This is a genomic window from Baekduia soli, from assembly GCF_007970665.1.
Classification (GTDB): Bacteria; Actinomycetota; Thermoleophilia; order Solirubrobacterales; family Solirubrobacteraceae; genus Baekduia; species Baekduia soli.
Window position 1 is genome coordinate 759045 of record NZ_CP042430.1, and the last position, 23770, is coordinate 782814.

At 75.6% G+C, this 23770-nt stretch carries 22 protein-coding genes and 1 pseudogene; 15 read left to right on the forward strand and 8 right to left on the reverse strand.

Annotated features, from left to right (window positions below; translation table 11 throughout):
- The first annotated feature begins 3 nt into the window (after nucleotides 1–3).
- Together FSW04_RS03480 and FSW04_RS03485 are read left to right on the forward strand one after the other, a co-directional pair.
- Nucleotides 4–1032, forward strand: a complete 1029-nt coding sequence (locus FSW04_RS03480; RefSeq protein ID WP_146916294.1) for a Gfo/Idh/MocA family protein — start codon at nucleotides 4–6, stop codon at nucleotides 1030–1032.
- Between the two features lie 46 nt (nucleotides 1033–1078).
- Complete coding sequence (locus FSW04_RS03485; protein WP_146916296.1) at nucleotides 1079–2413, forward strand: nucleotide sugar dehydrogenase; 1335 nt, start codon at nucleotides 1079–1081, stop codon at nucleotides 2411–2413.
- 72 nt (nucleotides 2414–2485) lie between these two features.
- Here FSW04_RS03485 and FSW04_RS03490 read toward each other — a convergent pair whose 3' ends face one another.
- The 4 genes from FSW04_RS03490 to FSW04_RS25605 all read right to left on the reverse strand — a co-directional run bounded on the left by FSW04_RS03490 (nucleotide 2486) and on the right by FSW04_RS25605 (nucleotide 5324).
- Nucleotides 2486–2983, reverse strand: coding sequence for a PepSY domain-containing protein (locus tag FSW04_RS03490; protein ID WP_146916299.1), 498 nt, complete (start codon nucleotides 2981–2983; stop codon nucleotides 2486–2488).
- A gap of 127 nt (nucleotides 2984–3110) precedes the next feature.
- Nucleotides 3111–4169: a non-hydrolyzing UDP-N-acetylglucosamine 2-epimerase gene (wecB, locus tag FSW04_RS03495; RefSeq protein ID WP_146916301.1), complete on the reverse strand. Its 1059-nt coding sequence runs from the start codon at nucleotides 4167–4169 to the stop codon at nucleotides 3111–3113.
- Nucleotides 4170–4964 carry an aminotransferase class IV gene (locus FSW04_RS03500; RefSeq protein ID WP_146916303.1) on the reverse strand — a complete coding sequence of 265 codons (795 nt, stop codon included), beginning with the start codon at nucleotides 4962–4964 and terminating at the stop codon, nucleotides 4170–4172. It lies immediately after the preceding gene.
- Between the two features lie 222 nt (nucleotides 4965–5186).
- Nucleotides 5187–5324: a hypothetical protein gene (locus FSW04_RS25605; RefSeq protein WP_187369217.1), complete on the reverse strand. Its 138-nt coding sequence runs from the start codon at nucleotides 5322–5324 to the stop codon at nucleotides 5187–5189.
- 276 nt (nucleotides 5325–5600) lie between these two features.
- Here FSW04_RS25605 and FSW04_RS03505 point away from each other — a divergent pair, with 276 nt between their 5' ends.
- Genes FSW04_RS03505 through FSW04_RS03520 form a run of 4 tightly spaced genes read left to right on the forward strand, consistent with a single transcriptional unit; the run spans nucleotide 5601 to nucleotide 9180 of the window.
- A complete protein-coding gene (locus FSW04_RS03505; protein ID WP_146916306.1) occupies nucleotides 5601–7010 on the forward strand; it encodes an aspartate aminotransferase family protein in 1410 nt (469 codons plus the stop codon).
- Nucleotides 7007–8011 carry an NAD-dependent epimerase/dehydratase family protein gene (locus tag FSW04_RS03510; protein WP_146916308.1) on the forward strand — a complete coding sequence of 335 codons (1005 nt, stop codon included), beginning with the start codon at nucleotides 7007–7009 and terminating at the stop codon, nucleotides 8009–8011. The genes FSW04_RS03505 and FSW04_RS03510 overlap by 4 nt, the downstream gene beginning before the upstream one ends.
- 16 nt (nucleotides 8012–8027) lie before the next feature.
- Nucleotides 8028–8441: a hypothetical protein gene (locus FSW04_RS03515; protein ID WP_146916310.1), complete on the forward strand. Its 414-nt coding sequence runs from the start codon at nucleotides 8028–8030 to the stop codon at nucleotides 8439–8441.
- Nucleotides 8428–9180: an ABC transporter ATP-binding protein gene (locus FSW04_RS03520; RefSeq protein WP_146916313.1), complete on the forward strand. Its 753-nt coding sequence runs from the start codon at nucleotides 8428–8430 to the stop codon at nucleotides 9178–9180. Before FSW04_RS03515 ends, FSW04_RS03520 begins: the two co-directional genes overlap by 14 nt.
- Here the strand turns inward: FSW04_RS03520 and FSW04_RS03525 are convergent.
- The gene (locus FSW04_RS03525) at nucleotides 9148–10254 is read right to left on the reverse strand and encodes an ABC transporter permease (RefSeq protein WP_187369218.1); all 1107 of its coding nucleotides are present in this window, start codon (nucleotides 10252–10254) and stop codon (nucleotides 9148–9150) included. The two genes, FSW04_RS03520 and FSW04_RS03525, sit on opposite strands and share 33 nt — an antisense overlap.
- A gap of 163 nt (nucleotides 10255–10417) precedes the next feature.
- On the opposite strand from FSW04_RS03525, the gene FSW04_RS03530 reads away from it, so the two are divergent.
- From FSW04_RS03530 to FSW04_RS03540, 3 genes are read left to right on the forward strand one after another with little or no spacing between them, the layout of a single operon-like run.
- Complete coding sequence (locus tag FSW04_RS03530; RefSeq protein ID WP_228431380.1) at nucleotides 10418–11530, forward strand: zinc-binding dehydrogenase; 1113 nt, start codon at nucleotides 10418–10420, stop codon at nucleotides 11528–11530.
- Nucleotides 11531–11537: 7 nt separating this feature from the next.
- On the forward strand, nucleotides 11538–12851 hold the full coding sequence (locus tag FSW04_RS03535) for an acyclic terpene utilization AtuA family protein (protein ID WP_146916319.1): 1314 nt from the start codon (nucleotides 11538–11540) through the stop codon (nucleotides 12849–12851).
- Entirely contained in the window at nucleotides 12839–13165 is a 327-nt protein-coding gene (locus tag FSW04_RS03540) for an AtuA-related protein (RefSeq protein WP_146916322.1), read from the forward strand. The genes FSW04_RS03535 and FSW04_RS03540 overlap by 13 nt, the downstream gene beginning before the upstream one ends.
- A 117-nt stretch (nucleotides 13166–13282) precedes the next feature.
- Here the strand turns inward: FSW04_RS03540 and FSW04_RS03545 are convergent, their stop codons facing one another.
- On the reverse strand, nucleotides 13283–13855 hold the full coding sequence (locus FSW04_RS03545) for a peroxidase-related enzyme (protein ID WP_146916324.1): 573 nt from the start codon (nucleotides 13853–13855) through the stop codon (nucleotides 13283–13285).
- Between the two features lie 132 nt (nucleotides 13856–13987).
- Between FSW04_RS03545 and FSW04_RS03550 the strand changes: the two genes are divergently transcribed.
- Nucleotides 13988–14785: a hypothetical protein gene (locus FSW04_RS03550; protein ID WP_146916326.1), complete on the forward strand. Its 798-nt coding sequence runs from the start codon at nucleotides 13988–13990 to the stop codon at nucleotides 14783–14785.
- 42 nt (nucleotides 14786–14827) lie between these two features.
- On the opposite strand, the gene FSW04_RS03555 is transcribed toward FSW04_RS03550, so the two are convergent.
- Nucleotides 14828–15592, reverse strand: coding sequence for a ferritin-like domain-containing protein (locus tag FSW04_RS03555; RefSeq protein ID WP_146916329.1), 765 nt, complete (start codon nucleotides 15590–15592; stop codon nucleotides 14828–14830).
- A 32-nt stretch (nucleotides 15593–15624) separates the two neighbouring features.
- A complete protein-coding gene (locus FSW04_RS03560; RefSeq protein WP_146916331.1) occupies nucleotides 15625–16527 on the reverse strand; it encodes a LysR family transcriptional regulator in 903 nt (300 codons plus the stop codon).
- A 77-nt stretch (nucleotides 16528–16604) separates the two neighbouring features.
- Here FSW04_RS03560 and FSW04_RS25610 point away from each other — a divergent pair, with 77 nt between their 5' ends.
- The 5 genes and pseudogenes from FSW04_RS25610 (at nucleotide 16605) to FSW04_RS03580 (ending at nucleotide 23709) form a co-directional block, all read left to right on the forward strand.
- Nucleotides 16605–17471, forward strand: coding sequence for a hypothetical protein (locus FSW04_RS25610; protein WP_228430858.1), 867 nt, complete (start codon nucleotides 16605–16607; stop codon nucleotides 17469–17471).
- Nucleotides 17468–19201, forward strand: coding sequence for a thiamine pyrophosphate-binding protein (locus FSW04_RS03565; RefSeq protein ID WP_187369220.1), 1734 nt, complete (start codon nucleotides 17468–17470; stop codon nucleotides 19199–19201). Before FSW04_RS25610 ends, FSW04_RS03565 begins: the two co-directional genes overlap by 4 nt.
- Nucleotides 19202–19250: 49 nt before the next feature.
- Nucleotides 19251–20579 (forward strand): annotated as a pseudogene (locus FSW04_RS03570) (hydantoinase/oxoprolinase family protein); the annotation flags it as partial.
- A 107-nt stretch (nucleotides 20580–20686) separates the two neighbouring features.
- On the forward strand, nucleotides 20687–21406 hold the full coding sequence (locus tag FSW04_RS26725) for a hydantoinase/oxoprolinase family protein (protein WP_228430860.1): 720 nt from the start codon (nucleotides 20687–20689) through the stop codon (nucleotides 21404–21406).
- Nucleotides 21406–23709, forward strand: coding sequence for a hydantoinase B/oxoprolinase family protein (locus FSW04_RS03580; RefSeq protein WP_146916339.1), 2304 nt, complete (start codon nucleotides 21406–21408; stop codon nucleotides 23707–23709). The genes FSW04_RS26725 and FSW04_RS03580 overlap by 1 nt, the downstream gene beginning before the upstream one ends.
- Nucleotides 23710–23770 lie beyond the last annotated feature (61 nt).

A 23770-nucleotide genomic window follows, 5' to 3' on the forward strand; every position in this document is an offset into this window, starting at 1 on the left:
GCCGTGGGAAGCCACCAACCGCTTCGCGGCGCGGTGCTGGGCCTCGGCATGATGGGCCGCCACCACGCCCGCATCCTCCAGTCCCATCCCGCCATGCGCCTCACGGGCGCCGTGGATCCCGGCGGCGACCGCCACGGGACGCTGCGCGACCCCGCGCTGCTGCACGCCACGGTCGCCGGGCTGCTCGCCGCGCCGGGCGGCCCGCCGGACTTCGCGGTGGTCGCCGTCCCCACCGAGGAGCACCTGACCGCGGTGCGCGAGCTGGCGGCCGCCGGCGTCCACGTCCTGGTCGAGAAGCCCGTCGCGGCGACGACCGAGCAGGCCCGCGCGGTCATCGACCTCGTCCGCGCCGCCGGGGTCCGGGCGGCCGTCGGCCACGTCGAGCGCTGCAACCCCGCGCTGGTGGACCTGCGCCGCCGCGTCCAGGCCGGCCAACTCGGCGAGGTCTTCGTCGTGGCCACCGAGCGCGTCGGCCCGTTCCCCGACCGCGTGCGCGACATCGGCGTGGTCAAGGACCTCGCCACCCACGACCTCGACCTGGTGCGCTGGCTCGGCGGCTCGCCGGTGCAGCGCGTCGCGGCCGAGACCCAGCACCGCATGGGCCGCGAGCACGAGGACCTCGTCCTCGTGACGGGGCGCCTGGAGGGCGGCGTGGCGTTCAGCAGCGTCGTGGACTGGCTCTCGCCGACGAAGGTGCGCCGCACGCGCGTGCTCGGCGAGCGCGGCATGCTCGTCGCCGACACGCTGACCGCCGACCTCACGTTCTACGAGAACGGCCAGGTCGCCACGACGGGCTGGCCGGCCATGCAGGCCATGCGCGGCGTGGCCGAGGGCGACATGACGCGCTACGCGCTGACGCGCCGCGAGCCGCTGGTCGTCGAGCTCGAGGCGTTCTGCGCGCTCGTCGCCGGCGACCCCGGCGCGGCCACCGTGACCCTCGAGGAGGGCCTGGAGACCGTCGCCGTCGCCGAGGCTGTCCTGGCCAGCGCGGCGACGGGCGAGACGGTGGCCCTGGCGCCGGCCGCCGCATGAAGGCGGTCGTCGTCGCCGGGGCAACACGCGCCGAGGAGGGCCCGACATGCGCGCGGTAGTGGTCGCCCTCGGGAAGGTCGGGCTGCCGCTGGCGGCGCGGATCGCCCTGGCCGGCCACGAGGTCGTCGGCGCCGACGTCGACCCGCGCGTCGTCGAGGCCGTCAACGCCGGGCGCCCGCCGTTCCCCAACGAGGCCGGGCTGGCCGAGGCGCTGGAGGCCACCGTCGGCGACGGGCGCCTGCGCGCCGTGGCCGACACCGCCGCCGCGGTGGCGCAGGGCGCCGACCTGATCGTCGCGGTGCCGCCGCTGCTCGTCGACGGCGCCGCGCGGCCGGACTGGCGCACGCTGGACGCCGTCGTGCAGGACATCGGCCGCGGGCTGGCCGCGGGCGCCCGGGCCATCGGCGGCGCGCCCGTCGTCTCCGTCGAGACCACGGTGCCCGTCGGCACGACGCGCGGCCGCGTCGCCCCCGCGCTGGCGGCGCGCAGCGGCCTGGTCGGCGAGCGCGACTTCCACACCGTCTTCAGCCCCGAGCGCGTGTTCAGCGGCCGGGCGATCGCCGACCTGGACGCCTACCCCAAGCTCGTCGGCGGCCTCGGGCCCGAGGGCGAGACGCAGGGCATCGCCCGCTACGCGGCGTTCCTGGACGCCGAGGTGCGAGGGCTGGGCTCCGCGGAGGCCGCCGAGCTCAGCAAGCTCGCCGAGACGACCTACCGCGACATCAACATCGCGTTCGCCAACGAGCTGGCGCGCTACGCCGACCGGCTCGGCATCGACGTGCTCTCGGTCATCGACGCGGCCAACTCCCAGCCCTACTCCCACGTGCACCGGCCGGGGATCGCCGTCGGCGGCCACTGCATCCCGGTGTACCCGCGCTTCCTGCTGGCCGGCGACGCCGGCGCACGGCTGCCGCTGGCCGCCCGGGAGATCAACGAGGAGATGCCCGCCTACGCCGCCGGGCTGCTGGGCGAGGTGACCGGGCGCCGCGTGCTCATCCTCGGCGTCGCCTACCGCGGCGGCGTGCGGGAGACCGCGTTCTCGGGCGCGTTCGCGCTGCGCGACGTGCTGGCCGACCGCGGCGCCGACGTCGTGGCGGCCGACCCGCTCTACGACGACGGCGACCTGACGGCGCTGGGCTTCGCCCCCTGGGACGGCGGCCCGGTGCACGCCGCCGTCGTGCAGGCCGACCACTCCGCCTACGCTCAGCTTTCGGCCGCCGACCTGCCGGGCGTCACCGTCGTCGTCGACGGCCGCGGCATCCTGGACGCCGCCCGCTTCGAGGGCGTGCCGGTGCGGCGCATCGGGCGCCCCGAGGGCGCGGGGCGCGACCCGGGGTCGGTCATCGCCCCCGGCGCCGGCGCCCTGGACGCACGGCCCTAGGGAGCGGCGCACGTGGGGCCCGGCGGACCGGGCCCCACGTCGAGCCGCCTGCCTGATCCGTCCCGATCAGCGTCAGGTGGTCGAGCCCGAGGCGCTCGCGCCCGAGCCCGGGCCCGGATAGGACCCCGAGGACAGGCCCGGCCCGCCGGGGCCATCGCCGTCGGGGCGGCCGTGCGGCCGGCCGGGGCCGCGGCCGCCGGGACCACGCTGCATCACCGTGAAGTCCTTGCCGAGGTGGACCTCGACCTTGGCGCCGTCGGCCTTGGTGACCGTGACCTCGTAGCCCGTGCCGGGGAAGTCGGTGGTAACCGCGCCCGCGGTGCTGCCGCTGCCGACGCTCGTCACCGCGGCGGCCTTGGCCTTGTCGGCCGCGTCGCCCGTGACGGGCTTCTCGGCGTCCTCGTGCGTCGCCGTGCCGGGCGCGGGGAAGCTCGGGCGCCCCTGGGTCGTGGTGCCGCCGGGCGTGGTGGTGCTCGACGACGTCGCGGCACCGGCGAGCGCCGCCCCGCCGAGGGCGAGGGCCGCAAGGCCGGCGACCCCGGCCAGCACCTTCTTGATGGGTTGGGACACGTGTGGTTCTCCTTGGCTCGTCCCGCGAGGGACCCCGCGGGACGCCGCCCAGCGTGACCGGCGACCCTGAGCACGGGCCCCCACATCGCCTGAGAGATCGCCGAGTGCCGGCGGGCCGCAGCGGTCGTCAGCCGATGGCGGCCACGACGCGCTCGCCCGCGCGTCCGTCGCCGTAGAGCTGCGGGCGCTCGGACGGCGGCGTGTGGTGCAGCGCGGACAGGGCGGCGTCGGCGTCGAGGTCGACGAGCACGTTCCACCCCGCCTCGACGGTCTCGACCCACTCCGTCGTGTCGCGCATCGTCACGCACGGCGCCGCGGCCAGGTAGGCCTCCTTCTGCACCCCGCCGGAGTCGGTGAGGACCGCCCGGGCGTTCGTCAGCAGCGAGGTGAAGGCCATGTAGCCCAGCGGCGGCGTCAGCGACACGTGCTCGGCGGCCTGCAGCTCGTCGAGCCAGCCCGCGGCGTCCAGGCGTGCCCCGGTGCGCGGGTGCAGGGGCAGCACGAGCGGCTCGCCGACGGCCAGCAGCAGGTCCACCAGGCGGCGCAGGCGGACGGGATCGTCGACGTTGGCCGCGCGGTGCGACGTGGCCAGCACGAACTCCCCCGGCGCCACGCCGGCGTCGCGCAGCGGCCCGAGGTCGGCCTTGGCCCGCGGCTGGAACAGCATCGCCACGTCGACCATGACGTCGCCGACGAGCTCCACGCGCCCGGCGACCCCCTCGCGACGCAGGTTGTCCACCGCGGTCTGCGACGGGCACAGCAGCACGTCGGAGAGGTGGTCGGTGAGGACGCGGTTGAGCTCCTCGGGCATCGTGCGGTCGAACGAGCGCATCCCGGCCTCGATGTGCACGACCGGGATCGTGGCCTGGGCGGCGGCCAGGCCACCCGCCAGCGTCGAGTTCGTGTCGCCGTAGACGAGGACGACGTCGGGGCGCTCGCGGGCCAGCAGCGGGCCGATGTCGGCCAGCATGCGCCCGGTCTGGTCGGTGTTCGTGCCGCCGGCGATGTGCAGCTCGAGGTCGGGCCGCGGCACGCTGAGCTCCTCGAAGAAGATCGTGCTCAGCTCGTCGTCGTGGTGCTGACCCGTGTGGACGAGCACCTCGTCGTGGCGCTCGCGCAGCAGCCGCGACACCGCCGCGGCCTTGACGAACTGCGGGCGGTTGCCGATGACGGTGACGATCTTCACCTAGTGCTCCAGCTCATGGCGCACATGGTCGGCGAACGCGCGCGCCGCCGCCTCGGTCAAAGGACCAGGCACGGAGGGCAGCGGCTCGCCGTCGATGGTGGCGATCGCCTGCACCTCGCGCGTCGTCGAGGCCAGGAACGCCTCGCGCGCCCCGCGCAGCTCGTCGCGCGTGACGACCTCCTCACGGGCGACAGGCAGCACGGCCAGCAGCCGCCGCCGCGTGATGGAGTCCAGGACCCGGTCGCTGAGCGGCGGCGTCACCAGCGACGTGCCGTCCAGCGAGGCGAACAGGGTCGACGTCGGGCCCTCCAGGACGCGTCCGTGCGGGCTGACCAGCAGCGCCTCGTCGGCCCCGCGCTCCCGCGCCAGGCGCGTGGCGAGCATGTTGGCCCCGTAGCTCAGCGACTTGATCTCGTCGAGCACGCGAGGCGGGACGTACTCGATGCAGGCCAGCGCCAGCGGCTGCGAGCTGCCCTTCAGCGGCTCGACGAGGCCGATCCGCCGCCCGCCGCGGGTGACGAGCAGACGCACGCACCCGTCCAGCGCTCCGGCCGCGGACAGCAGCGCGACGAGGTCGGCGCGCAGCGCCTCGGTGTCGAGCTCCAGCCGCAGGTTGGCCGCCGAGCGGGCCATGCGGCGCAGGTGGTCCTCGACGGCGAACGGCCGCCCGCCGTAGACCCGCAGGACCTCGAAGACGCCGTCACCGCGCAGCAGCCCCTCATCGGTGACCGGGAGCCGAGCCTCGTCGGCGGGGAGGACCTGGCCGTCCAGGACGGCGAGCGCGGGCGCGGGCATCGGTCCTTTCTATCGAAGCGTGGCCTCCGCGACGGTCGAAGCGGGCACCCGGAGCCGCGCGAGCGTGCGGCTCGCGCGAGGCGCGGTCGCGCGGCAGGCCCTCATGGGTGGGCAGGTCGGCGGGCAGCCCCTGCTCGCCGCCGGTCAGCGGCGAGGTCTCCGGCCCGGAGGTCTCCGTGTGCTCGACCATGCGGGAGGTACGGGGCGGGCCGTGCGGTGGGTTCAGACGCCGGGTCTGCGCCGGGCCGGCGCGGGCGTCGGCGCCGGCTCGTCGAGCGCCATGAGCCGGAAGCCCAGGGTCTCGGCGATCGGGCGCTGCTGCAGCGGCTGCGCGCAGAACGGGCAGGCGACGAGGCGCACCTCGGGAGCCGCGTCGGAGAAGCGCAGGCGACATGATGGACAGCAGCTGCGGATCACGCGGACCCTCCCGGTAGACGCCCGTCCCCCGAGTGTAGCCCCGCCTCAGCCGCCGTCCCCGTCGCCCTGGCCCCTGCCCTTGTCGTCCTCGCCGCCGGAGCACGGTCGCGACGACCAGGACCTCGGAGAACCCGAAGGAGCTCGACGTGGCCGCGGTGGAAGAGTGGCGCCCCAACGGTTTCGGGCCGCCAGATGGCGCGGACGCCTAGGCTTCATCCCATGACCGAGCGGGTGCCCAGCGTCGCCGAGGTGCTGTCCGAACGCCGACCGGACACGATGGCGCTCAACGACGCCTACCTGAACCCGCAGCTCGGCCGCATCGTCCGGACGCTGGGACTGGACCGCACGTGGGTCCGCGGCGAGGGCGCCCACCTCGTCGACGACACGGGGGCGCGGTACCTCGACCTGCTCTGCGGTTACGGCGTGTTCGCGGTCGGACGCTCGCACCCCGCGGTCATCGGGGCGCTGCGCGACACGCTGGAGGCCGCGACGCCGAACCTGCCCCAGCTCGGCGTGTCCCTGCTGCCCGGCGTCCTGGCCGAGCAGCTCGTCGCCCGGGCGCCCGCCAGCATCGCCGCGATGGTCCCGGCCAACAGCGGCGCCGAGGCCGTCGAGGCGGCGATCAAGCTGAGCCGCGCCACGACGGGGCGCCCGCGGATCCTGTTCGCCGAGCACGCGTTCCACGGCCTGACGCTCGGGGCGCTGTCGCTGAACGGCAACGACGAGTTCCGCGCCGGCTTCGGGCCGCTCCTGGACGGCTGCGACGCCGTGCCCTTCGGCGACCTGGCCGCCCTGGAGGCCGAGCTGGCCCGCGGCGACGTCGCGGCGTTCATCGTCGAGCCCATCCAGGGCAAGGGCGTCCACCTGCCCCCGCCGGGCTACCTGCCGGCCGCGCAGGCCGCGTGCCGGGCCGCGGGCACGCTGTTCGTCTGCGACGAGGTCCAGACCGGCATCGGGCGCACGGGCCGGTTCTTCGCCCTGGAGCACTGGGATCTGCAGCCCGACCTCATCTGCGTCGCCAAGGCGCTGTCGGGCGGCTACATCCCGACGGGCGGTGTGCTGGCCTCGCGCGCGGCGATGGACGCGGTCTTCGACGGCATGGAGCGCGGCGTCCGCCACGGCTCGACCTTCGGCGGCAACGACCTCGCCGCGGCGGCCGGGCTGGCCACGCTGGGCGTCCTGCAGCAGGAGGACCTCGTCGCGCGCGCGGCACGGCTGGGCGAGCTGCTGCTCGAGCTGACCCGCCCGCTGGTGGACCGCTACGAGATCGTGCACGACGTCCGCGGCCTCGGGCTCATGTGGGCCATCGAGCTCGGCCCGCCGTCGGGCGGCGCCGCGCTGCGCGTCTGGGAGGCCGCCGAGCGCCTGCAGCCCGGCATCGCCGCACAGCTGCTCACCGTTCCGCTGTTCCACGAGCACCGCATCCTCTGCCAGGTCGCCGGGCACCGCATGAACGTCGTCAAGGCGCTGCCCGCGCTGGTGGCCACGGAGGAGGACATCCGCTCGTTCGCCTCCGCGCTCGAGCAGGTCGTCGCGCGCGCCGAGCGCCCCGCCGGCGCCTACGGCCGGCTCATGCGCACGTTCGCGGGCAACGCCCTGCCGCGCTCGCGCCGCCGGTCGGCGGCGTGAGGGCCCTGGTCACCGGCGCCGGCGGCTTCATCGGAGGACACGTCACGCGGGCGCTGCTGGCGTCGGGCGCCGACGTCCGCGGGCTGGACCGCGACGCCGGGCGGGTGCCCGTGGGCGCCGAACCGATCGCCGGCGACGTGCTCGACCCCGCCGCGGTGCGCCGCGCCCTGGACGGCTGCGATGCCGTGTTCCACCTCGCCGCCGTCTACTCCTACGCCCGCGCCGACGCCGCCGCGATGCAGGCCGTCAACGTCGAGGGCACGCGCTGCGTGCTCGACGCCGCCGCCCGCACCGGGGTGCGCGTCGTGCACACGAGCTCGTGCGCGACATGCGGGCCGGTCCCCGGGCGCGCCGCCGACGAGGACGACACCCCGCCGGCATGGGAGCTCGCGGTCCCCTACAAGCGCACGAAGCACGACGGCGAGCGCCTGGCCCTGGCCGCCGCCGCCGAGGGCCACGACGTCGTCGTCGTCAACCCCACGACGCCCGTGGGCCCGGGCGACCACCGCCCGACGCCCACCGGGCGGATGATCCGCGACGTCGCCTCGGGCCGGGCCCGCGCCTACCTCGCCGGCGGCGCGCTGAACGTCGTCGCCGTCCAGGACGTCGCCGCCGGGCACCTCCGCGCGCTGGAGCACGGCCGCAGCGGACGGCGCTACCTGCTGGGCGGCGAGGACCTGGCGATGCGCGACGTGTTCGCCGCCGTCGCGCGGGCGGCCGGACGCCCGGCCCCGCGGCTCGCCGTCCCGTGGGGGGTGGCCTACGGCGCCGCGCGTGTGGCCGACGCCGCCCTGCGGCCCCTGGGCCGCGAGCCGCGGCTGCTCGTCCTCGACGAGGTCCGGCTGGCGCGCGTGCCCATGCGCTTCGACGACCGCCGCGCTCGCGAGGAGCTCGGCCACGTCTCGCGCCCCGCGGCGCAGGCGCTGGCCGAGGCGGTCGCGGGCGCGGCGCCGACGGGCCTCCGGCCGCCCGCGTATCCTGGGCCACACCCCGGAACGTGATGTCGAGACCCTCCCGATGAGTTCCCGCTCCCCCATCCTCGGGCTCGCCGCCCTCGCCGCCACCCTCGCGGTCGCCGCGCCCGCCCAGGCGGCGCCGTTCGTCGGACGGGTCAGCACGCCGAAGGCGCAGCCCCGTGCGGACCACGGCTGGGTCATCACCGTCACCGCGCGCACCGCGTCGGGCCGCAACCTGCGGGCGACCGCCTTCTACCAGTTCCTCTTCGACGGCCAGGTCGTCTCGACGCAGTACCCGAGCCCGGGCAAGCGGGCCGGCACGGCGCACCGGCCCTACGGCTTCACGGGCCGCTATCGCGACACGCTCCTGTTCCCCGCCCGGGCCGCGGGCATCCCGCTGACCCTGCGGGTCGTCATCCGCGTCGCCGGCAAGGGCACCGTGAAGGTGGACCGGAAGATCCGTGTCCGACGGTGAGGAGGCCTCTCCCGGCGCGGACGGGCCGCCGCCCGGCGGGGCGCGCGTCGTCGCCCAAGGGCTGCGGCGCGACCACGGCCACGGGATCCTGGCGCTCGACGGCGTCGACCTCACGTTGGAGCCCGGTGAGTTCGTCGCGCTGACGGGCCCGTCGGGCTCGGGCAAGACGACGCTGCTGTCGCTCATCGGCGCCCTGGACCGCCCGACCTCGGGGTCGATCGCCGTCGACGGCGTCGCCCTGCACGATCACGACTTCGACCGCGCGCGCTACCACCAGGAGGTCGTGGGCTTCGTCTTCCAGCACCACCACCTCCTCACGCACCTCTCCGCGCGGGCCAACGTGGAGCTGCCGCTCGTGCCCACCATGCACCGCCGGACGGCGCGCCGGGCGCGCGCGGCCGAGCTGCTGGAGGAGGTCGATCTCGGCCCCCGCGTCGGCGAGCTGGCCGCGCACCTGTCCGGCGGCGAGCGCCAGCGGGTGGCCGTCGCGCGGGCGCTGGCCAACGAGCCCCGGCTGCTGCTGGCCGACGAGCCGACCGGCGCGCTGGACAGCGCCGCCGCCCACCGCGTCCTGGACCTGATCGCCGACGTGCGCGCGCGCCGCGGCACCACGGTCCTGGTGGTGACCCACGACCCGCTCGTGGCCGCCCGCGCCGACCGCGTCCTGCACCTGCACGACGGCCGCCTCGTGGACCGGCCGGCCGAGCTACGTGCCGGCAGCGAGCAGCTCAGCGCCTGAGATGCTCGTGCCGCGCCAGGCCGGGTAGAGGCCGCCGAGCACGCCGACCGCGCCGCCGATGAGCACGGCCTGGCCGATGGTGGCCATCGTGACGTGCGGCGTGACGACCGCCGACACCCCGAGCCCCTGGGCCAGCCAGCCGGCGCCGAGGGTGCCGAGCAGCAGCCCGACCGCGGCCCCGCCGATGCTCGTGATGACCCCCTCGGCCAGGACGAGCAGCGCCACGCGGCCGCGGCGCCACCCCAGGGCGTTGAGCAGCGCGAGCTCGCGCCGGCGCTCCAGGACGGCCATCGCCATCGTGTTCGTCACCCCCAGGCCGCCGAGGATGAGGGCCAGCGTCGCGACGATCGACACCGTGTTGCGCACGAGCTCCCCGTTGGCGCCCGCGCGCTCGGCGTCATCGGCGGTGCCGATGATCTGCAGCCCGGGCAGCGCCCGGCGGATCGCCTTGACCGCGGCGGCGTGGTGGGCCCCCGTCGCGAGCTGGACGGCGAACGTCGTGGCCTCCCCACGGCGGTCCGTGAGCCGCTGGGCGGCGACGAGGTCCATGACCGCGCCGGTGTCCTCGAAGTAGACGCCCGTGTGGTAGATGCCGGCGACGGTGAACCGCCGGCGCTTGACCGTCAGCGTCCCGCCGGGCTTCAGCCGCAGCTCGCGCGCCAGGCGGTCGCCCACGGCGACCGAGCGCCCGCCGAGCCGCGACGTGCCCTGCACGGCCACGAGCCGGCGGGCGAAGAACCCCTCGGGGCGGGCGCCGAACACGACCGCCGCCGGGTCCTGGCGCACCCCCTCGATGACGAGCAGCAGCGGGGTGGCCTCCGCGACGTCGGGGCGGGCCTCCAGCCGCGCGCCCAGCGAGAGCGGCAGCAGCGACGCGGTCGGGTCGGTGACACCGGACTGGAAGACGCCGAGGTCGGCCTGGCCGAGGTGGACGAGCTCGCCCGCGGTGCGCTTGATGCCCGAGCCGATGGAGAGCAGCGCGACGATCGTCGCCACGCCGAGCGCGATGCCCAGCGCCGTGGCGGCCGTCCGTGCCTTGCGCCGGCGCAGGTTCGTGAGGATCAGCTCGAGCACCGGTGCTGATCCTGACCCACCGGACCCTGCGGCGTCGAGCCGCGTCGCCCGCGGGACTGGTGCTTGCGCCAGTGGCCCGGCCGTGGGGCCCGTGGTGGGATGGGCCTTCACCCGGCGCCGCCGGCGCCGCCCCCCGTGCCCCGGAGGTCATCGTCCCTTGTCCGTGCAGACCGGTCGCGCCGCGGTCCTGGAGACCTACCACGAGCCGCTGGCGATCCGCGAGTTCCCGCTGCCCGAGCCCGAGCCGGGCGCGATCCTGGTGCGCATGGAGGCCGGCACGATGTGCGGCAGCGACCTCCACATCTGGCGCGGCGAGCTGGGCAAGTCCTACACGATCCCGCTGCCCCTGATCCTCGGCCACGAGATGGTCGGCTCGATCATCGCGATGGGTGCCGGCACCGACCTGGACTCGGTCGGCACGCCGCTGACCATCGGCGACCGGATCATCTGGGCCGGCGTCCCGTGCCACCACTGCGAGCTCTGCACCGTCGAGCACGCCACCACGCTGTGCGCCAACCGCCAGATGGCGCCGCTGCGCAGCTGCGCCGGGCCCCCGCACTTCCTCGGCGCGTTCGCCGAGTACGGCTACATCTCGCCCGGCGCCGGGCGCCTGCGCGTGCCCGACGAGGTCGCCAGCGAGTGGGCGTCGGCCGGCAGCTGCGCGCTGCGCACGTGCGTGCAGGCCGTCGAGAAGGCCGGGCGCGTGGACTTCAACGACTCCGTCGTCGTCCAGGGCGCGGGCCCCCTGGGCCTGTTCGCCACCGCGATCCTCTCGACCCACGGGCCGCGGCAGCTCATCGTCGTCGGCGCGCCCGACGACCGCCTCGAGCTGGCCCGCGAGTGGGGCGCGACGCACACGATCTCCATCCAGGAGCACCCGACGCCCGAGGCGCGGCTGGAGGCCATCCGGTCCATCACGGGCGGCGGCCCCCGGCTGGCCTTCGAGCTGTCCGGGGCGCCCGGCGCCTTCGCGGAGGGCGTGGAGATCGTGCGGGCCAACGGGCGCTACGTCGTCGTCGGCACGCTCGGCGGCGGTCCGCAGAGCATCGACCCCTCGCGGATCGTCACACGGGGGCTCAGCGTCATCGGGTCGATGAGCGGCGACACCGACGTGTACTCCAAGGCGCTCGTCTTCCTGCGCGACCACCGCGACCGCTTCGGCTGGGACCGCATGCTGGGCAACCGCTATGGGTTGCACAACGTGACCGAGGGCCTGGAGGCCATGCTCAGCATGAGCGAGATCAAGCCCGTCTTCGACCCCACGCTGGCCGGGTGATGCTGCGGTGAGCGCGCCCGTCGCGACGGTCGGCGGCGGCGCGGGGTTCGCCGGCGACCGCCTGGACCCCGCGGTGGCGCTGGCCTCCTCGGGCCTGGTCCAGTACGTGACGCTCGAGTGCCTGGCCGAGCGCACGATGGTCCACGCGCTGCGCCAGCGGCGCCGGGGCGTGGCCGGCCATGACCCGCGGCTGCGGCTGCGGCTGGCCCCGCTGCTCGGGCCCGCCGCCGAGCACGGCTGCCGCATCGTGGCCAACCTCGGGGCCGCCGACCCCGAGCGCGCGGCCGAGGAGGTCGCGGCGCTGGCCGGCGAGCTCGGCCACGGGCGCCTCAGGGTGGCCGCCGTCGTCGGCGACGACCTCGGCGACCGCATGGGCGACGTGGCCTGGAGCGACGCGCCGGCCGAGGGCGAGTGGCTCGGCGCCCACGCCTACACGGGCAGCGAGGGCATCGCCCGCGCGCTGCGCGAGGGTGCCGACATCGTCATCGCCGGCCGCGTGGCCGACAGCGCGCTGGCCGCGGGGACGCTGCGCGACGCGCTGGCCGACGACGGCGACGCGCTCGCCGGCGGCCTGGTCGTCGGCCACCTGCTCGAGTGCACGGGCCAGGTCACCGGCGGCAACTACACCGGCCCCGGCGGGCGCCGCCTGACGCCCGAGCAGCTCGCCGACCTGGGCTACCCGGTCGCGCACGTCTCCGGCGACGGCAGCGCCGAGATCGCCCTGCTGCCGGGCGCGCAGGGCTGCGTCAACCGCGAGACCGTCACCCTGCAGCTGCTCTACGAGGTCCACGACCCGTCGGCCTACATCACGCCCGACGGAATCATCGACATGACGCGGATCTCCGTGGAGGAGGTCGGCCCCGACCGCGTCCGGGTCTCCGGGGCGCGCCACCGCGGCGTGCCACCGCAGCTCAAGGTTTCGGGCTTCGTGGCGCTGCCCGGCGCGATGGTCGACGTCGAGATCGGCTTCGCCTGCGTGGACGCCCTGGCCCGTGCGCGGGAGGCGGCCGAGGTCCTGCGCCTGCGCTTCGCCGCACTGGGCGCCGCCGATCCGACCCTGGACCTCGTCGGCGTGGACTCGCTGCTGGGCCCGGCGTCGGCGCCGCTGCGCTGCGACCCGCCCGAGGTGCGCGTGCACGCCTCGGTGGCCTGCGCCGACGAGGACATGGCGCGGGCGGTCGAGGACGAGTTCTACTGGCTGTCGATGGCCGGGCCGGCGGCCGGCGGCGGGATCCGCGCCGAGCGCCGCGACCACGTCGCCGTCGTCGACGGGCGCATCGACCGCACCGAGGTCCGGGAGGAGATCGTATGGGTGGGCTGACGGTCGGCGACATCGCCTGCGGGCGCTCGGGCGACAAGGGCACGACGCTGGACCTGACGGTCGTCGCAGCCGACGCCGGCGCCTACGCGACGCTGGAGGCCCACCTGGGTGCCGAGCTCGTCGCCGGCCTGCTCGGCGCGCCGCGGGCCGTGCGCCACGAGGTGCCGGGCCTGCTCGCGCTGAAGTTCGTGCTCGAGGGCGCGCTGGACGCGGGGCCGTGGGCCTCGCGGCGCGCGGGCATGCACTGGCAGAAGGCCGCCATCTCCCCCGTCCTGGCCCTCACGCTGGCCGAGATCGGCGCCGCACCGGCCTGAGCGCCGCGCTCACGCAACGCTCAGCCGGGCTCTTGACCCGCCGTTGCGGGTCCACGGCGATCCTGGCGCTCCCATCCACCCGCGCCGCGGTCCGGCGCCACCGCTCGCTCGCGCGGCCTAGGCCCGGGGCGCGCGACCCATCGTGTAGAACTCGGAGTTCGGCCGCAGGGCCGTCAGGTGCGCGAGGCGGTTGGACAGCGCGAACAGCGCGGTGATCGACCCGACGTCCCAGATCTCGTCCTCGGTGAGGCCCGCCGCGCGGGCCGCGTCCAGGTCGGTGTCGCCGAAGCGCTCGGGCTCGCGCGTCAGCGCGAGGGCGAGGTCGACCATGGCTCGGCGCCGGTCGTCGAGCTCGACGCTCCACGGGTTCGTGGACGCGCGGTCGGCCAGCTCGGGGTCCTTGGCACGGATGCGCAGGATGGCACCGTGGGCGACCACGCAGTACGTGCAGTGGTTGGCCCCCGAGGTGACGACGACGATGAGCTCGCGCTCGGCCTTGCTCAGCCCGTCGCTGCGCTCCATGAGCGCGTCGTGGTAGTCCAGGAACGCCCGCATCTCGTCCGGCCGGTGCCCCAGCGCCCGGAAGATGTTGGGCACGAACCCGGACTTCTCGTGGATGACGCCGACCCGCTCGCGCAGGTCCGGCGGCAGGTCCTCGAGCTCGGTGACGGCGAATCGGCTGTCGGCCATGCTTCTCCTCGGTCGGCGGTGGTCCGGCGGTCCCGGGAGCATGGCGCAATCGCCGCCGCCGCGGTCCGCGCCACGCGCCGGTGGGCGCGGGGTAGGCTCGGCGCGACGGGTCGCACGACACGGGAGGGACCGTTGCACACCATCGGGATGCTCAGGGGCGGCGACTTCGGGATCACGGTCGGCGGCACGCCTGCGACGTTCGACGACGTCTTCCCCGGGCTCGACGTCGCTGACCGCTTCGCCTTCGTGCTGCGCACACCCGCCGCCGGGCTGGCGATCGGCGGGCTCATCCTCGCCGCGATCACCCGGCACTACGAGTTCTGGCGCGACCGGGGCGAGCCGTTCTGGGTCTACCCCGACTTCTACGTCCTGCACGCCGGCGCCGTGCACGGCTTCCACGGCCAGCTCGACATCTGGCCCGAGCACAAGGAGGTCGTCGTCGCCGACGGCGACTCGGAGTCGCTGATCGCGGCGCTCAACGACCGCGCGGTCACCCGCCTCGTCGTGCAGGACGGCCCCGTGCGTGCACGGCCGTGCCTGCGCGAGACGATCGCGCCGGCCCTGGCGCGGATCCGCACCGCGGTGGCGTTCGGCGCCGACGGCGCCACGCCCGGCGCCGACGTGGTCCTCAGCTGCCCGCCGGCGGCCGAGGAGCTCGTCCGGCTGGCCGCCGAGTCGAGCACGACGGTGGCGCAGGCCGACCGCGACCGGGTGCTGGCGGCCCGCGCCGCGCGTTCGCGCGATGGCCGCGTGGAGGAGTCCCTGCGCCGGATCGGGGTCCCCGAGGCGCTGGGGATGCTGGCCGGCGAGGAGGATCCCGGCGCGGAGGCCGCGCACTACGGGTTCTCGGTGCCCTACCGCGACGGCCTCCAGCTCGACGACGCGGTGATGGCCCGGCACGTGACCGTGCACGAGCCGGCCGGGGCGTGACCCCGCCGCGGATGGCGACGGGGCCACGGTGCCGGCGGGGTGCTACGGCTGCAGCCTGCCCGTGACGATGTTCAGGCCCGAGACGATCTTGACCGTCTTCTTGAACGAGTAGGCCGGGTTGAACGAGTTCGGGATGGGGTCGATCGACGGGTCGATGCCCTTGAACTTGACCAGCGCCGCGGTGTAGGCGGCGTGGTTGGCCTCGACGGAGTGGATCGAGAGCGCCGCCTTGACGATCGCCAGGTTGTTCAGGTACGGACCGGCGCCCGCGTAGGCCGCGGTGCCCACCGGCTCGATGGAGGCGGCCGTCTTGATGAACGTGTTCTGGTCGGCCAGGAGCTTGCCGACCGTGTCGAGGTTCACCGTCGGAGCCTTGACGGCGGCCTTGCCGAGGACCTTCTTCAGCGCGGCGACGTGGGCCGCCTCGTGCGCGGCCAGCGTCTTGGCGGCCGCGGCGATGTCGGCGTCGGGGTACCCGGCCTTGTCGGCCGCCGCGTAGAAGGCCGCCTCGAGGTACTCGAGCGTCAGCGCGTAGTTGCCGATCTTGACGTCGTTGGCGTTGGGCCTGCCGCGACGGATCGACCTGGAGCCCGACGTGGAGTACTCGCCCTTCTGCGAGGCGCTCGCGGAGGCGAACGCGTCGAGCGGGGACAGCAGGGCGCCGACACCGAACACCGCGGCGCCGCCGATCCCGGCCTGGCGCAGCAGGTTGCGGCGGGTCCCGGTGGGATCCCAGGCGCCGGCGTCGTCCGCGGACTGGCGCAGGTCGCCCGAGGGATCGAGGTCCTCGATACGAATGTTGGTCATACGCGGGCCTACTCGATGGCCCGACGATCGGATCAGCGGGCCCCGGAACTTGGCGCGTTGCTCCCCGTCTTGGCCATGAAGCCCATGAACGCCTCGATCGCCGGCGTCGGCGTGCGGTGCGCGTCGCGCAGCAGGCAGACGTCCAGCGCGGTCGTGGAGCGCAGGGGGAGCACGACGACGTTGTCGGCGTGCAGCGCCTGGACCGAGCGCGGGACGATCGCCACGCCGAGGTCGCGGCCGACGAGGCTCAGCGTCGTCGCCACGTCGGAGGCCTCGAACGCCACCTCCGGATCGAAGCCCACCGCCCGGGCGCGGGCGCGGAACGTCTCGCGGATCAGCCCGCCCACCCGCGAGGTCACGAACCGGGCGTCGGCCAGCTCCTGCACCGCGACGTCCTCGCGGCCCGAGAGCGGGTGCTCGAGCGACACGGCGACGGCGACCTCCTCGCGCCGCCACGGCTCGCCGGTCAGGCGATCGCCGGGCACGCCGCCCTCCGTGTGCACGATGACGACGTCGAGGTCGCCGCGCAGCAGCAGCGCCTCCAGCTCGCCCGTGTTGCCGACGGTGACGTTGAGCTCGATCCCCGCGTGGGCGGCTCCGAAGCGCGACAGCACCTCCGGGATGTCCAGCAGCGTCAGGTACTGCAGCGTCCCGACGCGCAGCGTGCTGCGCTCCGTCGCGAAGCCCCGCATGTCCTCGAGCACGGCCGCGGCCTCGCTCAGGAGCCGGTTGGCGTGGGTCAGCAGCCGCTCCCCGGCGGGCGTGAGCGCCACGGGGCGGGTGCTGCGGTCAAAGAGCGTGGTCCCCAGCTCGGCCTCGAGGCGGCGGATCTGCTCCGAGATCGCCGGCTGGGCGATGCGCAGCTCCTCCGCGGCGCGCCGGAAGCCGCCGAGGGTGGCGACCGCGCGGAAGTAGGTCAGCTGCCGGAGATCCATCGTCGATCGGAAAACCCTATCGCCGGATAGGAACGTGGTGGTTGCGCCCACGCCGCGGCGGGTGAGACGTTGGCGGGGTGAGCACGACGACCCCAGCCGCCGGGCCGGGCGCGACCGACGGCCGGGACGCGCTGCTCCTCGACAGCATCACCAGCGCGTCGCCGCAGGCGGCCGGGCGGATCGTGGTCACGGGCTCGCACGGCGGCCGCTACGCCGCGGCCCTGGCGCTGCGGGCCGGGGTGGCGGCGGTGATCTTCAACGACGCGAGCATCGGCCGCGACCGCGCCGGCGTCGCCGGCCTGGACCTGCTCGACGCCGCCGGCGTCCCCGGTGCGGCCGTCGACCACCGCAGCGCGCGGATCGGCGACGCCGCCGACGCGTTGGCCCGGGGCGAGCTGTCCGTCGTCAACGCCGCGGGCCGCGAGCGCGGCTGGCAGCCCGGGATGAGGACGGAGCGCGCGGTCGCGGTGGCCGCCGGCCGGCCGGCGGCCACCGCGCGCCCGGCGCCCGAGCCGCCGGAGGAGGGCCGCCACCTCATCGCGCCCGGCCCCGTCGAGATCTGGGCGCTGGACAGCGCGTCGCTGGTCCGCGAGGCCGACGCGGGCGCCATCGTCGCCACGGGCTCGCACGGCGGCCTGGTCGGCGGCCGGCCCGAGGCGGCGCTGCGCGTCGCGGCGCGGGCGGCCCTGTTCAACGACGCCGGCGGCGGGGCCGGCACCACCCGCCTCGGCGCGCTGCAGGCGCGGGGCATCGCGGCGGCCACGGTCAGCGCCGCCAGCGCCCGCATCGGCGACGGCCGGTCGACCTACGAGGACGGCGTGCTCTCGGCCGTCAACGACGCGGCCGCCGCGCTCGGCGGGTCCCCGGGGATGGACGCCCGGGCGTTCGCGGACCTCGTCCGGGCCCGGGCGGCCGCCGCGGCGGCGGCGGAGAGCGTGCGATGAGCGAGCCAGGCGCGGCGCGCACGATGAGCGGCGGCCAGGCGGTCGCCGAGATGTTCGCTCGCCACGGCGTGGGCCCCATGTGGGGCATGGGCGGCTTCCAGCTGCTGCCGTTCTACGACGCGGTGCGCCGCCTGGGCCTGCCCCACCACCTCGTCAACGACGAGCGCGCCGGCGTGTTCGCGGCCGACGCCTACGCCCGGGTGACGGGCCGGCCCGGCGTCTGCGACGCGACGCTCGGCCCCGGCGCCACGAACCTCGTGACGGGCCTGGTCGAGTCGCTCAACGCCGGCGTCCCGCTCGTCGTGCTGGTCGGCGAGCCGCACCGGGCGCACGCGGGCCGGCACATGACCCAGGAGGCGCGGCAGCTCGAGATCCTCGCGCCCGCGGTCAAGGCCGTCATCCGCGTCGAGGTCGCCGAGCGCATCCCCGAGCACGTGCGCCGCGCGTTCGCCCTGAGCACCTCGGGCCGCGCCGGCCCGGTCGTGCTCGCGCTCCCCGAGGACGTCTCGCACGGCGAGGTCGCGCTGGCCGAGGACGACCTGTGGAGCGACCCGGCGACGCTGCGCGCGCCCGCGCGCCGCACCCGGCCCGCCGCGCAGGACGTCGCGTCGGCCGCCGCCCTGCTGGCGACCGCCGAGCGCCCGCTCGTCCTCGCCGGCGGCGGCGTGCACCTCTCCGACGCCACGGAGGCGCTCGAGGCCCTGGCCGAGCGCCACCGCCTGCCCGTCGCCCACACGCTGAGCGGCGCCGGCGTCCTGCGCAGCGACAACCCGCTGTCGCTCGGCCTCTTCGGCCGCTACAGCCGGATCGCGAACGAGCTCATCGAGGCCTCCGACTGCCTCCTGGTCGTGGGCTGCAAGCTCGGCGAGGTGGCCACGCGCCGCTACGCGCTGCCGCCGGCGCACGTGCCGCTCATCCACCTCGACATCCTCCCGGAGGAGATCGGCCACTGGGCCCGCACCGCCGTGGGCCTCTGGGGCGACGCCCGCGAGGGCCTGCTGGCCCTGGACGCCGAGCTCGGCGACCGCCGGCCCGACCGCGCGGCGTACCTGGCCGACGTCGCGGCGCGCCGCGACGCGTGGGCGCAGAGCACGCGCCCGCGCTACGAGAGCGACGAGCAGCCCATCGGCATGGCGCGGCTCATCGGCGAGCTCAACGCGACACTGCCGGCCGAGGCGATCGTCGTGGCCGACGGCGGCTTCGCCAGCCACTGGACGGGGCTGCTCTACGACAGCCGGCGGCGCGGGCGCACGTTCATCTCCGACCGCGGCTTCGCCTCCATCGGCTACGGCCTGCCCGGCAGCATCGGCGCCGCGACCGCCGCGCCGGGCGTCCCGGTCGTCGGCCTCACCGGCGACGGAGGCATGAACATGTCGGCCGGCGAGCTCGAGACCGCGCGGCGCGTCGGCGCGGGCGTGCTGCTCATCGTCGTCAACAACGCCGCGTCGGGCTACGTCAAGGCCCTGCAGCACGGCGTCTACGGCGCCGGCGCCTACCAGTCCAGCGACCTCTCCGAGCTCGACTACGGGCGCATCGCGCAGGCCTACGGCTGCCACGGGCGCCGCATCGAGGATCCCGCCGACCTGCGCGGCGCGATCGAGGAGCACCTGGCCCGCCGCGACGGCGTGCCGACCGTGCTCGACGTCGTCGTCACGCGCGACCCGTCCCGCATGCTGCCCGGCGTCGACAGCCGCACCGCACGCTTCGTCCCCGGGGACCGGCCCGCATGAGCGCGACGACGCGCACCGGCGGCCCCCGCCACCCCAGGAGATCGCCGGCATGGGCTATCTGATCGGCGTCGACATCGGCGGGACGTTCACCGACTGCGCCGTGGTCGACGACCACGGGGCGGTCACCGTCGGCAAGGCGCCGACGACGCCGGCCGACCCCTCGCAGGGCTTCTTCGCCGCCATCGACGAGGCGGCCGCCGCGATCGGGCTGGAGCGCCGTGCGCTGCTGGCGGCCACCGACCGCCTGGCCCACGGGACGACGGTGGCCATCAACGCCGTCGTCACGCGCACCGGCGCCCGGGTCGGGCTGCTGACGACGCGCGGCTTCACCGACACGATCCGGATCATGGACAACGCCGGCCGCGGCATCGGCCTGTCGGTCGAGCAGCTGCTGGACTTCCCCGGCTCCCAGCCGCCGCTGCCCTTCATCGACCCCGACGACGTGGTCGGGATCGCCGAGCGCATCGACACGACCGGCCGGATCGTCGCGCCGCTGCCCGAGCACGAGGTCGCGGCGGCGATCGACGCCCTCGTCGAGCGCGGCGTGGAGGCGCTGGCGGTGTGCTTCATGTGGTCGGTCGTCGAGCCGAGCCACGAGCTGCGCGTCGCGGAGATCGCGCGCGACCGCCACCCCGGGCTCGACGTGTCGCTCTCGCACCAGATCGCGCCGCGCGTCGGCGAGTACCCGCGGATGCTGACCACGGTGCTCAACGCCTACGTCGCGCCGAAGATGGCCGAGTACTCGCGGCGCATCGAGGCCGAGGCCGAGCGCAGCGGCTACGCCAGCGACGTCCTGTTCATGCAGTCCCACGGCGGCCTGGCGCGCGGCGAGCGGATCCGGCGCCAGCCCGTCTCCACGCTGCAGTCCGGGCCCGTCGGCGGCGTGATCGGGACGAGCGAGTTCGGCGCCGTCATCGACCGCCCCAACGCGATCACGACCGACGTGGGCGGCACGACGCTCGACGTGTCGGTCATCGTCGGCGGCCGGCCCGTCGTCAACGACGGCGTCGTCATCGAGGGCCACGAGGCCTACCTCAACGTCGTCGACGTCCAGTCCATCGGCGCCGGGGGCGGCAGCATCGCGTGGATCGACGAGGCCACGGGCACGCTGCGCGTCGGGCCCCAGAGCGCCGGGGCCGACCCCGGGCCCGTCTGCTACGGGCGCGGCGGGACCCAGCCGACGGTCACCGACGCCGACGTGGTCCTCGGGGTCCTGGACCCCGGGACGTTCCTCGGGGGCCGGCTGCAGCTCGACGCCGAGGCCGCGCGCGCGGCGGTCGGGCGGCTGGCCGAGCGGCTGGGCCTCGGGATCGACGAGTGCGCCGCCGGCATCGTGCGCATCGCCGACGAGCGCATGAGCGACCTCATGCGCTCGATGACCGTGCGCCGCGGGCTGGACCCGCGCGACTTCACCGTCTACGCCTTCGGGGCGGCGGCGGCGCGCACGCCGGGATCTACACGAGCGGCCTCGGCGTCCCGGAGTTCGTGGTCCCGCTGGCCGACACGGCCTCGGTCTGGTCGGCGCTGGGCGTCGCGGTCGCCGACCTGGCCGCCACGTTCGACCAGGCGCTGTACCTCACCGCGCCGTACGATCTCGGCGCGCTGGACGCGGCGTTCGCCGCGCTGGAGGAGCAGGCGCGCGAGGCCACCGTCGGCGACAAGCGCTTCGCCGAGGAGATCACCCTCGAGCGCCACGCCAACTGCAAGTACGGGCTGCAGGTCTTCGAGGTCGAGGCCGCGATGCCGCTCGGCCCGGTGACCGACGACAGCGTCGCGGCGCTGCTGGAGGACTTCGAGCGCCGCTACGCCCAGCAGTTCGGCGCCGAGGCGGGCTACGCCGACGCGGGCATCGTCATCACCGGTGTGCGCGTCAAGGTCTCGGGCGTCGTGCGCAAGCCGTCGGTCGTGCGGCGCCCGCCGGCCGAGGGCGCCGACGCCGGCGCCGCCCGGCGCGGTCATCGCGACGTCCATTGGGAGGAGCTCGGCGCGCGCGCGAGCACCGCGATCTGGGACGGCGGGCGGCTGCAGCCCGGGACGACCCTGGAGGGCCCGGCGGTCATCGAGCTGCCCGACACGACGATCGTGGTCCGGCCGGGGCACCGGGCGAGCATCGACGAGTACGGCAACGCCGTCGTCCAGGTGGACGCCGTGCGCCCCACCGGCCCGGCCGCCGTCGCGGCCGGCCGTCTCGAGGAGGACGTGTGATGTCGGAGTACTCCGAGCGCTGGCGCTCGCTCAACGAGGGCTACCTGCCCGACGGCCGGGCGCTGGAGATCGACCCGGGGCTGGCGCTGCACGAGGCCGCGGCGACCGACATCGACCCCATCACCTACGAGGTCGTCCGCTCGCGCCTGTGGGCGATCAACCAGGACCACATGCACACGATCCGCCGGATCTCCGGATCCGGGGTGACCGTCTACGCCTGGGACTTCAGCGTGTCGATCCAGACCGAGCTCGGCGACGGCGTCGTCTTCGGCCCCGGCATCCTGTTCTTCGCGGGCTGCGCCGACCTCGTCGTCAAGTGGACGCTCGAGCACCGCTCGGGCAACGTCGGCATCAACCCGGGCGACGTGTTCGCGCAGTGCGACCCGTGGGTGGGGACCAACCATCAGATGGACGCCGCGGTCTACGCGCCCGTGTTCGTGGACGGCAAGCTGTTCTGCTGGGTCTACAACTGCGTCCACCAGCAGGAGGTCGGCGGCATCGAGCCCGGCGGCTTCGTGCAGCAGGCCAAGGACACGTACTACGAGGCGACGGGCTTCCCGCCGCTCAAGCTCATCGACGCCGGCGAGTGGCGCGCCGACCTCGTCGACGCGTGGATCCGCCGCTCGCGCCTGCCCGAGCTCAACCACCTCGAGCTCAAGTCCCAGGTCGCGGGGGTGGACTTCGCCCGCGCGCGGCTCGAGGAGACCATCGCCACCTACGGCGCGGAGACCGTCAAGGGCGTCATGCACACGATGGTCGCCAACACCAAGGAGGTCGTCCGCTCGCGCCTGGAGTCGGTCCCCGACGGCACGTGGCGCGACGTCCGGCTGTGCGCCGGCGCGCTCCCGGGCGACCCCGAGCTCTACCGCCTGGAGCTCGCGATCACCAAGGACGGCGGCACGCTCGTCTTCGACAACGACGGAACCGACCCCGCGGTGGGCTCCTTCAACATGACCCCCGGCGTGTGGCGGGCCACCCTGCTGCACGCGGCCCTCCCGCTGCTGGCCTGGGACCAGTACCTGTGCGGCGCGGGCGTCCTGGCCTGCCTGGAGTTCCGGCCGAGCCTCGGGGCCATCACCACCGCGCGCCACCCGGCGGCGTGCAGCACGTCGCTGGGTACGACGAACTCGGTCACCCAGGCCCAGTACCTGCTGAGCAAGATGCTCGGCAGCGCGCCGGAGCAGCGCCGCAGCATGCTGGGCTCCTCGGCGATCCACACCCAGACCTACACGCAGATGTTCGGCACCGACCGCCACGGCGCGCCGTACGCGAACTTCCCGTTCGACGGGATCGGCGGCGGGTCGGGCGCGTGCTCGTTCCGCGACGGCATCGACCACGGCGGCGGCCTCATCTCCACGCAGCTGCGCATCGGCAACGCGGAGGAGTGGGAGCGGGTCATCCCGTTCCTGTACCTCTACCGGCGCGAGCTGCCGACGAGCGGCGGCCACGGCCGCTGGCGCGGCGGCACGACCCTGGCCACGGGCTGGACGGGCTGGGGCACCGACGCCTCGTTCATCGCGTCGGGCGGGATGATGCAGGCGGCGACGCAGGCCAACGGCCTGTCGGGCGCGCTGCCGGGCAGCGCCGGGATGTTCTGGTCGGCCCTGGACACCGAGGTCCGCGACCGGCTGGCGGCCGGCACGTGGCCGGCCGACGGGCAGGAGCTGCGGGCCATGGCCCCCCACGGCGACCTCCCGCCGGCCAAGAAGTTCGACAACCGCCTGGCCGACGGCGACGTCTTCGAGGTCGTGCCGCCGCTGGCGGCCGGGCACGGCGACCCGCTGCTGCGCGAGCCGGCGCTCGTCGCCGACGACGTCCGCCGGCGCCGGCTCACCACCGCCGACGCCGACCGGATCTACGGCGTCGTCCTGCGCGACGGGGCCGCCGACGGCGAGGCCACGCAGGCCCGCCGCGACGAGCTGCGGGCGCTGCGCCTGGCCGCCCTGACCGACCTGCCGGCCACGCGGGCGGGCAGCGCCGCCGAGGCCCGGGTCATCTGCTTCGCGCTGGAGACCGTCGACGTCCGGGCCGTCGACGGCGCGCCGCGGCTGTGCTGCGCCGCGTGCGGCGAGGTGCTGGGCACGGTGCAGGAGGGCTACCGGGCCGGCTGCGGGCGCCTGGAGATGGCGCCCGACGCGATCGACCCGGAGCTGTTCCTGGCCCCCGCGACGCAGCTGCGCGAGACGCTCGTCCTGCGCCAGTACGTCTGCCCGGGCTGCGCCGCGCTGCTGGACTCCGACATCTGCCGGCCCGGCGACCCGTCCTATCGCGACGTCGCGCTGGCCGAGGCGGCGCTGACATGAGCACCCCATCAGGAGGCACCATGGACGACACGGCATCCCAGGTCGCGGACGCGACGCCCAC

What these genes read in the sequence shown, in the direction of transcription:
- FSW04_RS03560 (WP_146916331.1), bottom strand. Translation starts at nt 16,527, where the DNA reads ATGGATCTCCGGCAGCTGACCTACTTCCGCGCGGTCGCCACCCTCGGC.
- FSW04_RS03565 (WP_187369220.1), top strand. Translation starts at nt 17,468, where the DNA reads ATGAGCGAGCCAGGCGCGGCGCGCACGATGAGCGGCGGCCAGGCGGTC.
- FSW04_RS03500 (WP_146916303.1), bottom strand. Translation starts at nt 4,964, where the DNA reads ATGCCCGCGCCCGCGCTCGCCGTCCTGGACGGCCAGGTCCTCCCCGCC.
- FSW04_RS03545 (WP_146916324.1), bottom strand. Translation starts at nt 13,855, where the DNA reads ATGGCCGACAGCCGATTCGCCGTCACCGAGCTCGAGGACCTGCCGCCG.
- FSW04_RS03540 (WP_146916322.1), top strand. Translation starts at nt 12,839, where the DNA reads ATGGGTGGGCTGACGGTCGGCGACATCGCCTGCGGGCGCTCGGGCGAC.
- FSW04_RS03555 (WP_146916329.1), bottom strand. Translation starts at nt 15,592, where the DNA reads ATGACCAACATTCGTATCGAGGACCTCGATCCCTCGGGCGACCTGCGC.
- FSW04_RS03580 (WP_146916339.1), top strand. Translation starts at nt 21,406, where the DNA reads ATGTCGGAGTACTCCGAGCGCTGGCGCTCGCTCAACGAGGGCTACCTG.
- FSW04_RS03505 (WP_146916306.1), top strand. Translation starts at nt 5,601, where the DNA reads ATGACCGAGCGGGTGCCCAGCGTCGCCGAGGTGCTGTCCGAACGCCGA.
- FSW04_RS03485 (WP_146916296.1), top strand. Translation starts at nt 1,079, where the DNA reads ATGCGCGCGGTAGTGGTCGCCCTCGGGAAGGTCGGGCTGCCGCTGGCG.
- FSW04_RS03515 (WP_146916310.1), top strand. Translation starts at nt 8,028, where the DNA reads ATGAGTTCCCGCTCCCCCATCCTCGGGCTCGCCGCCCTCGCCGCCACC.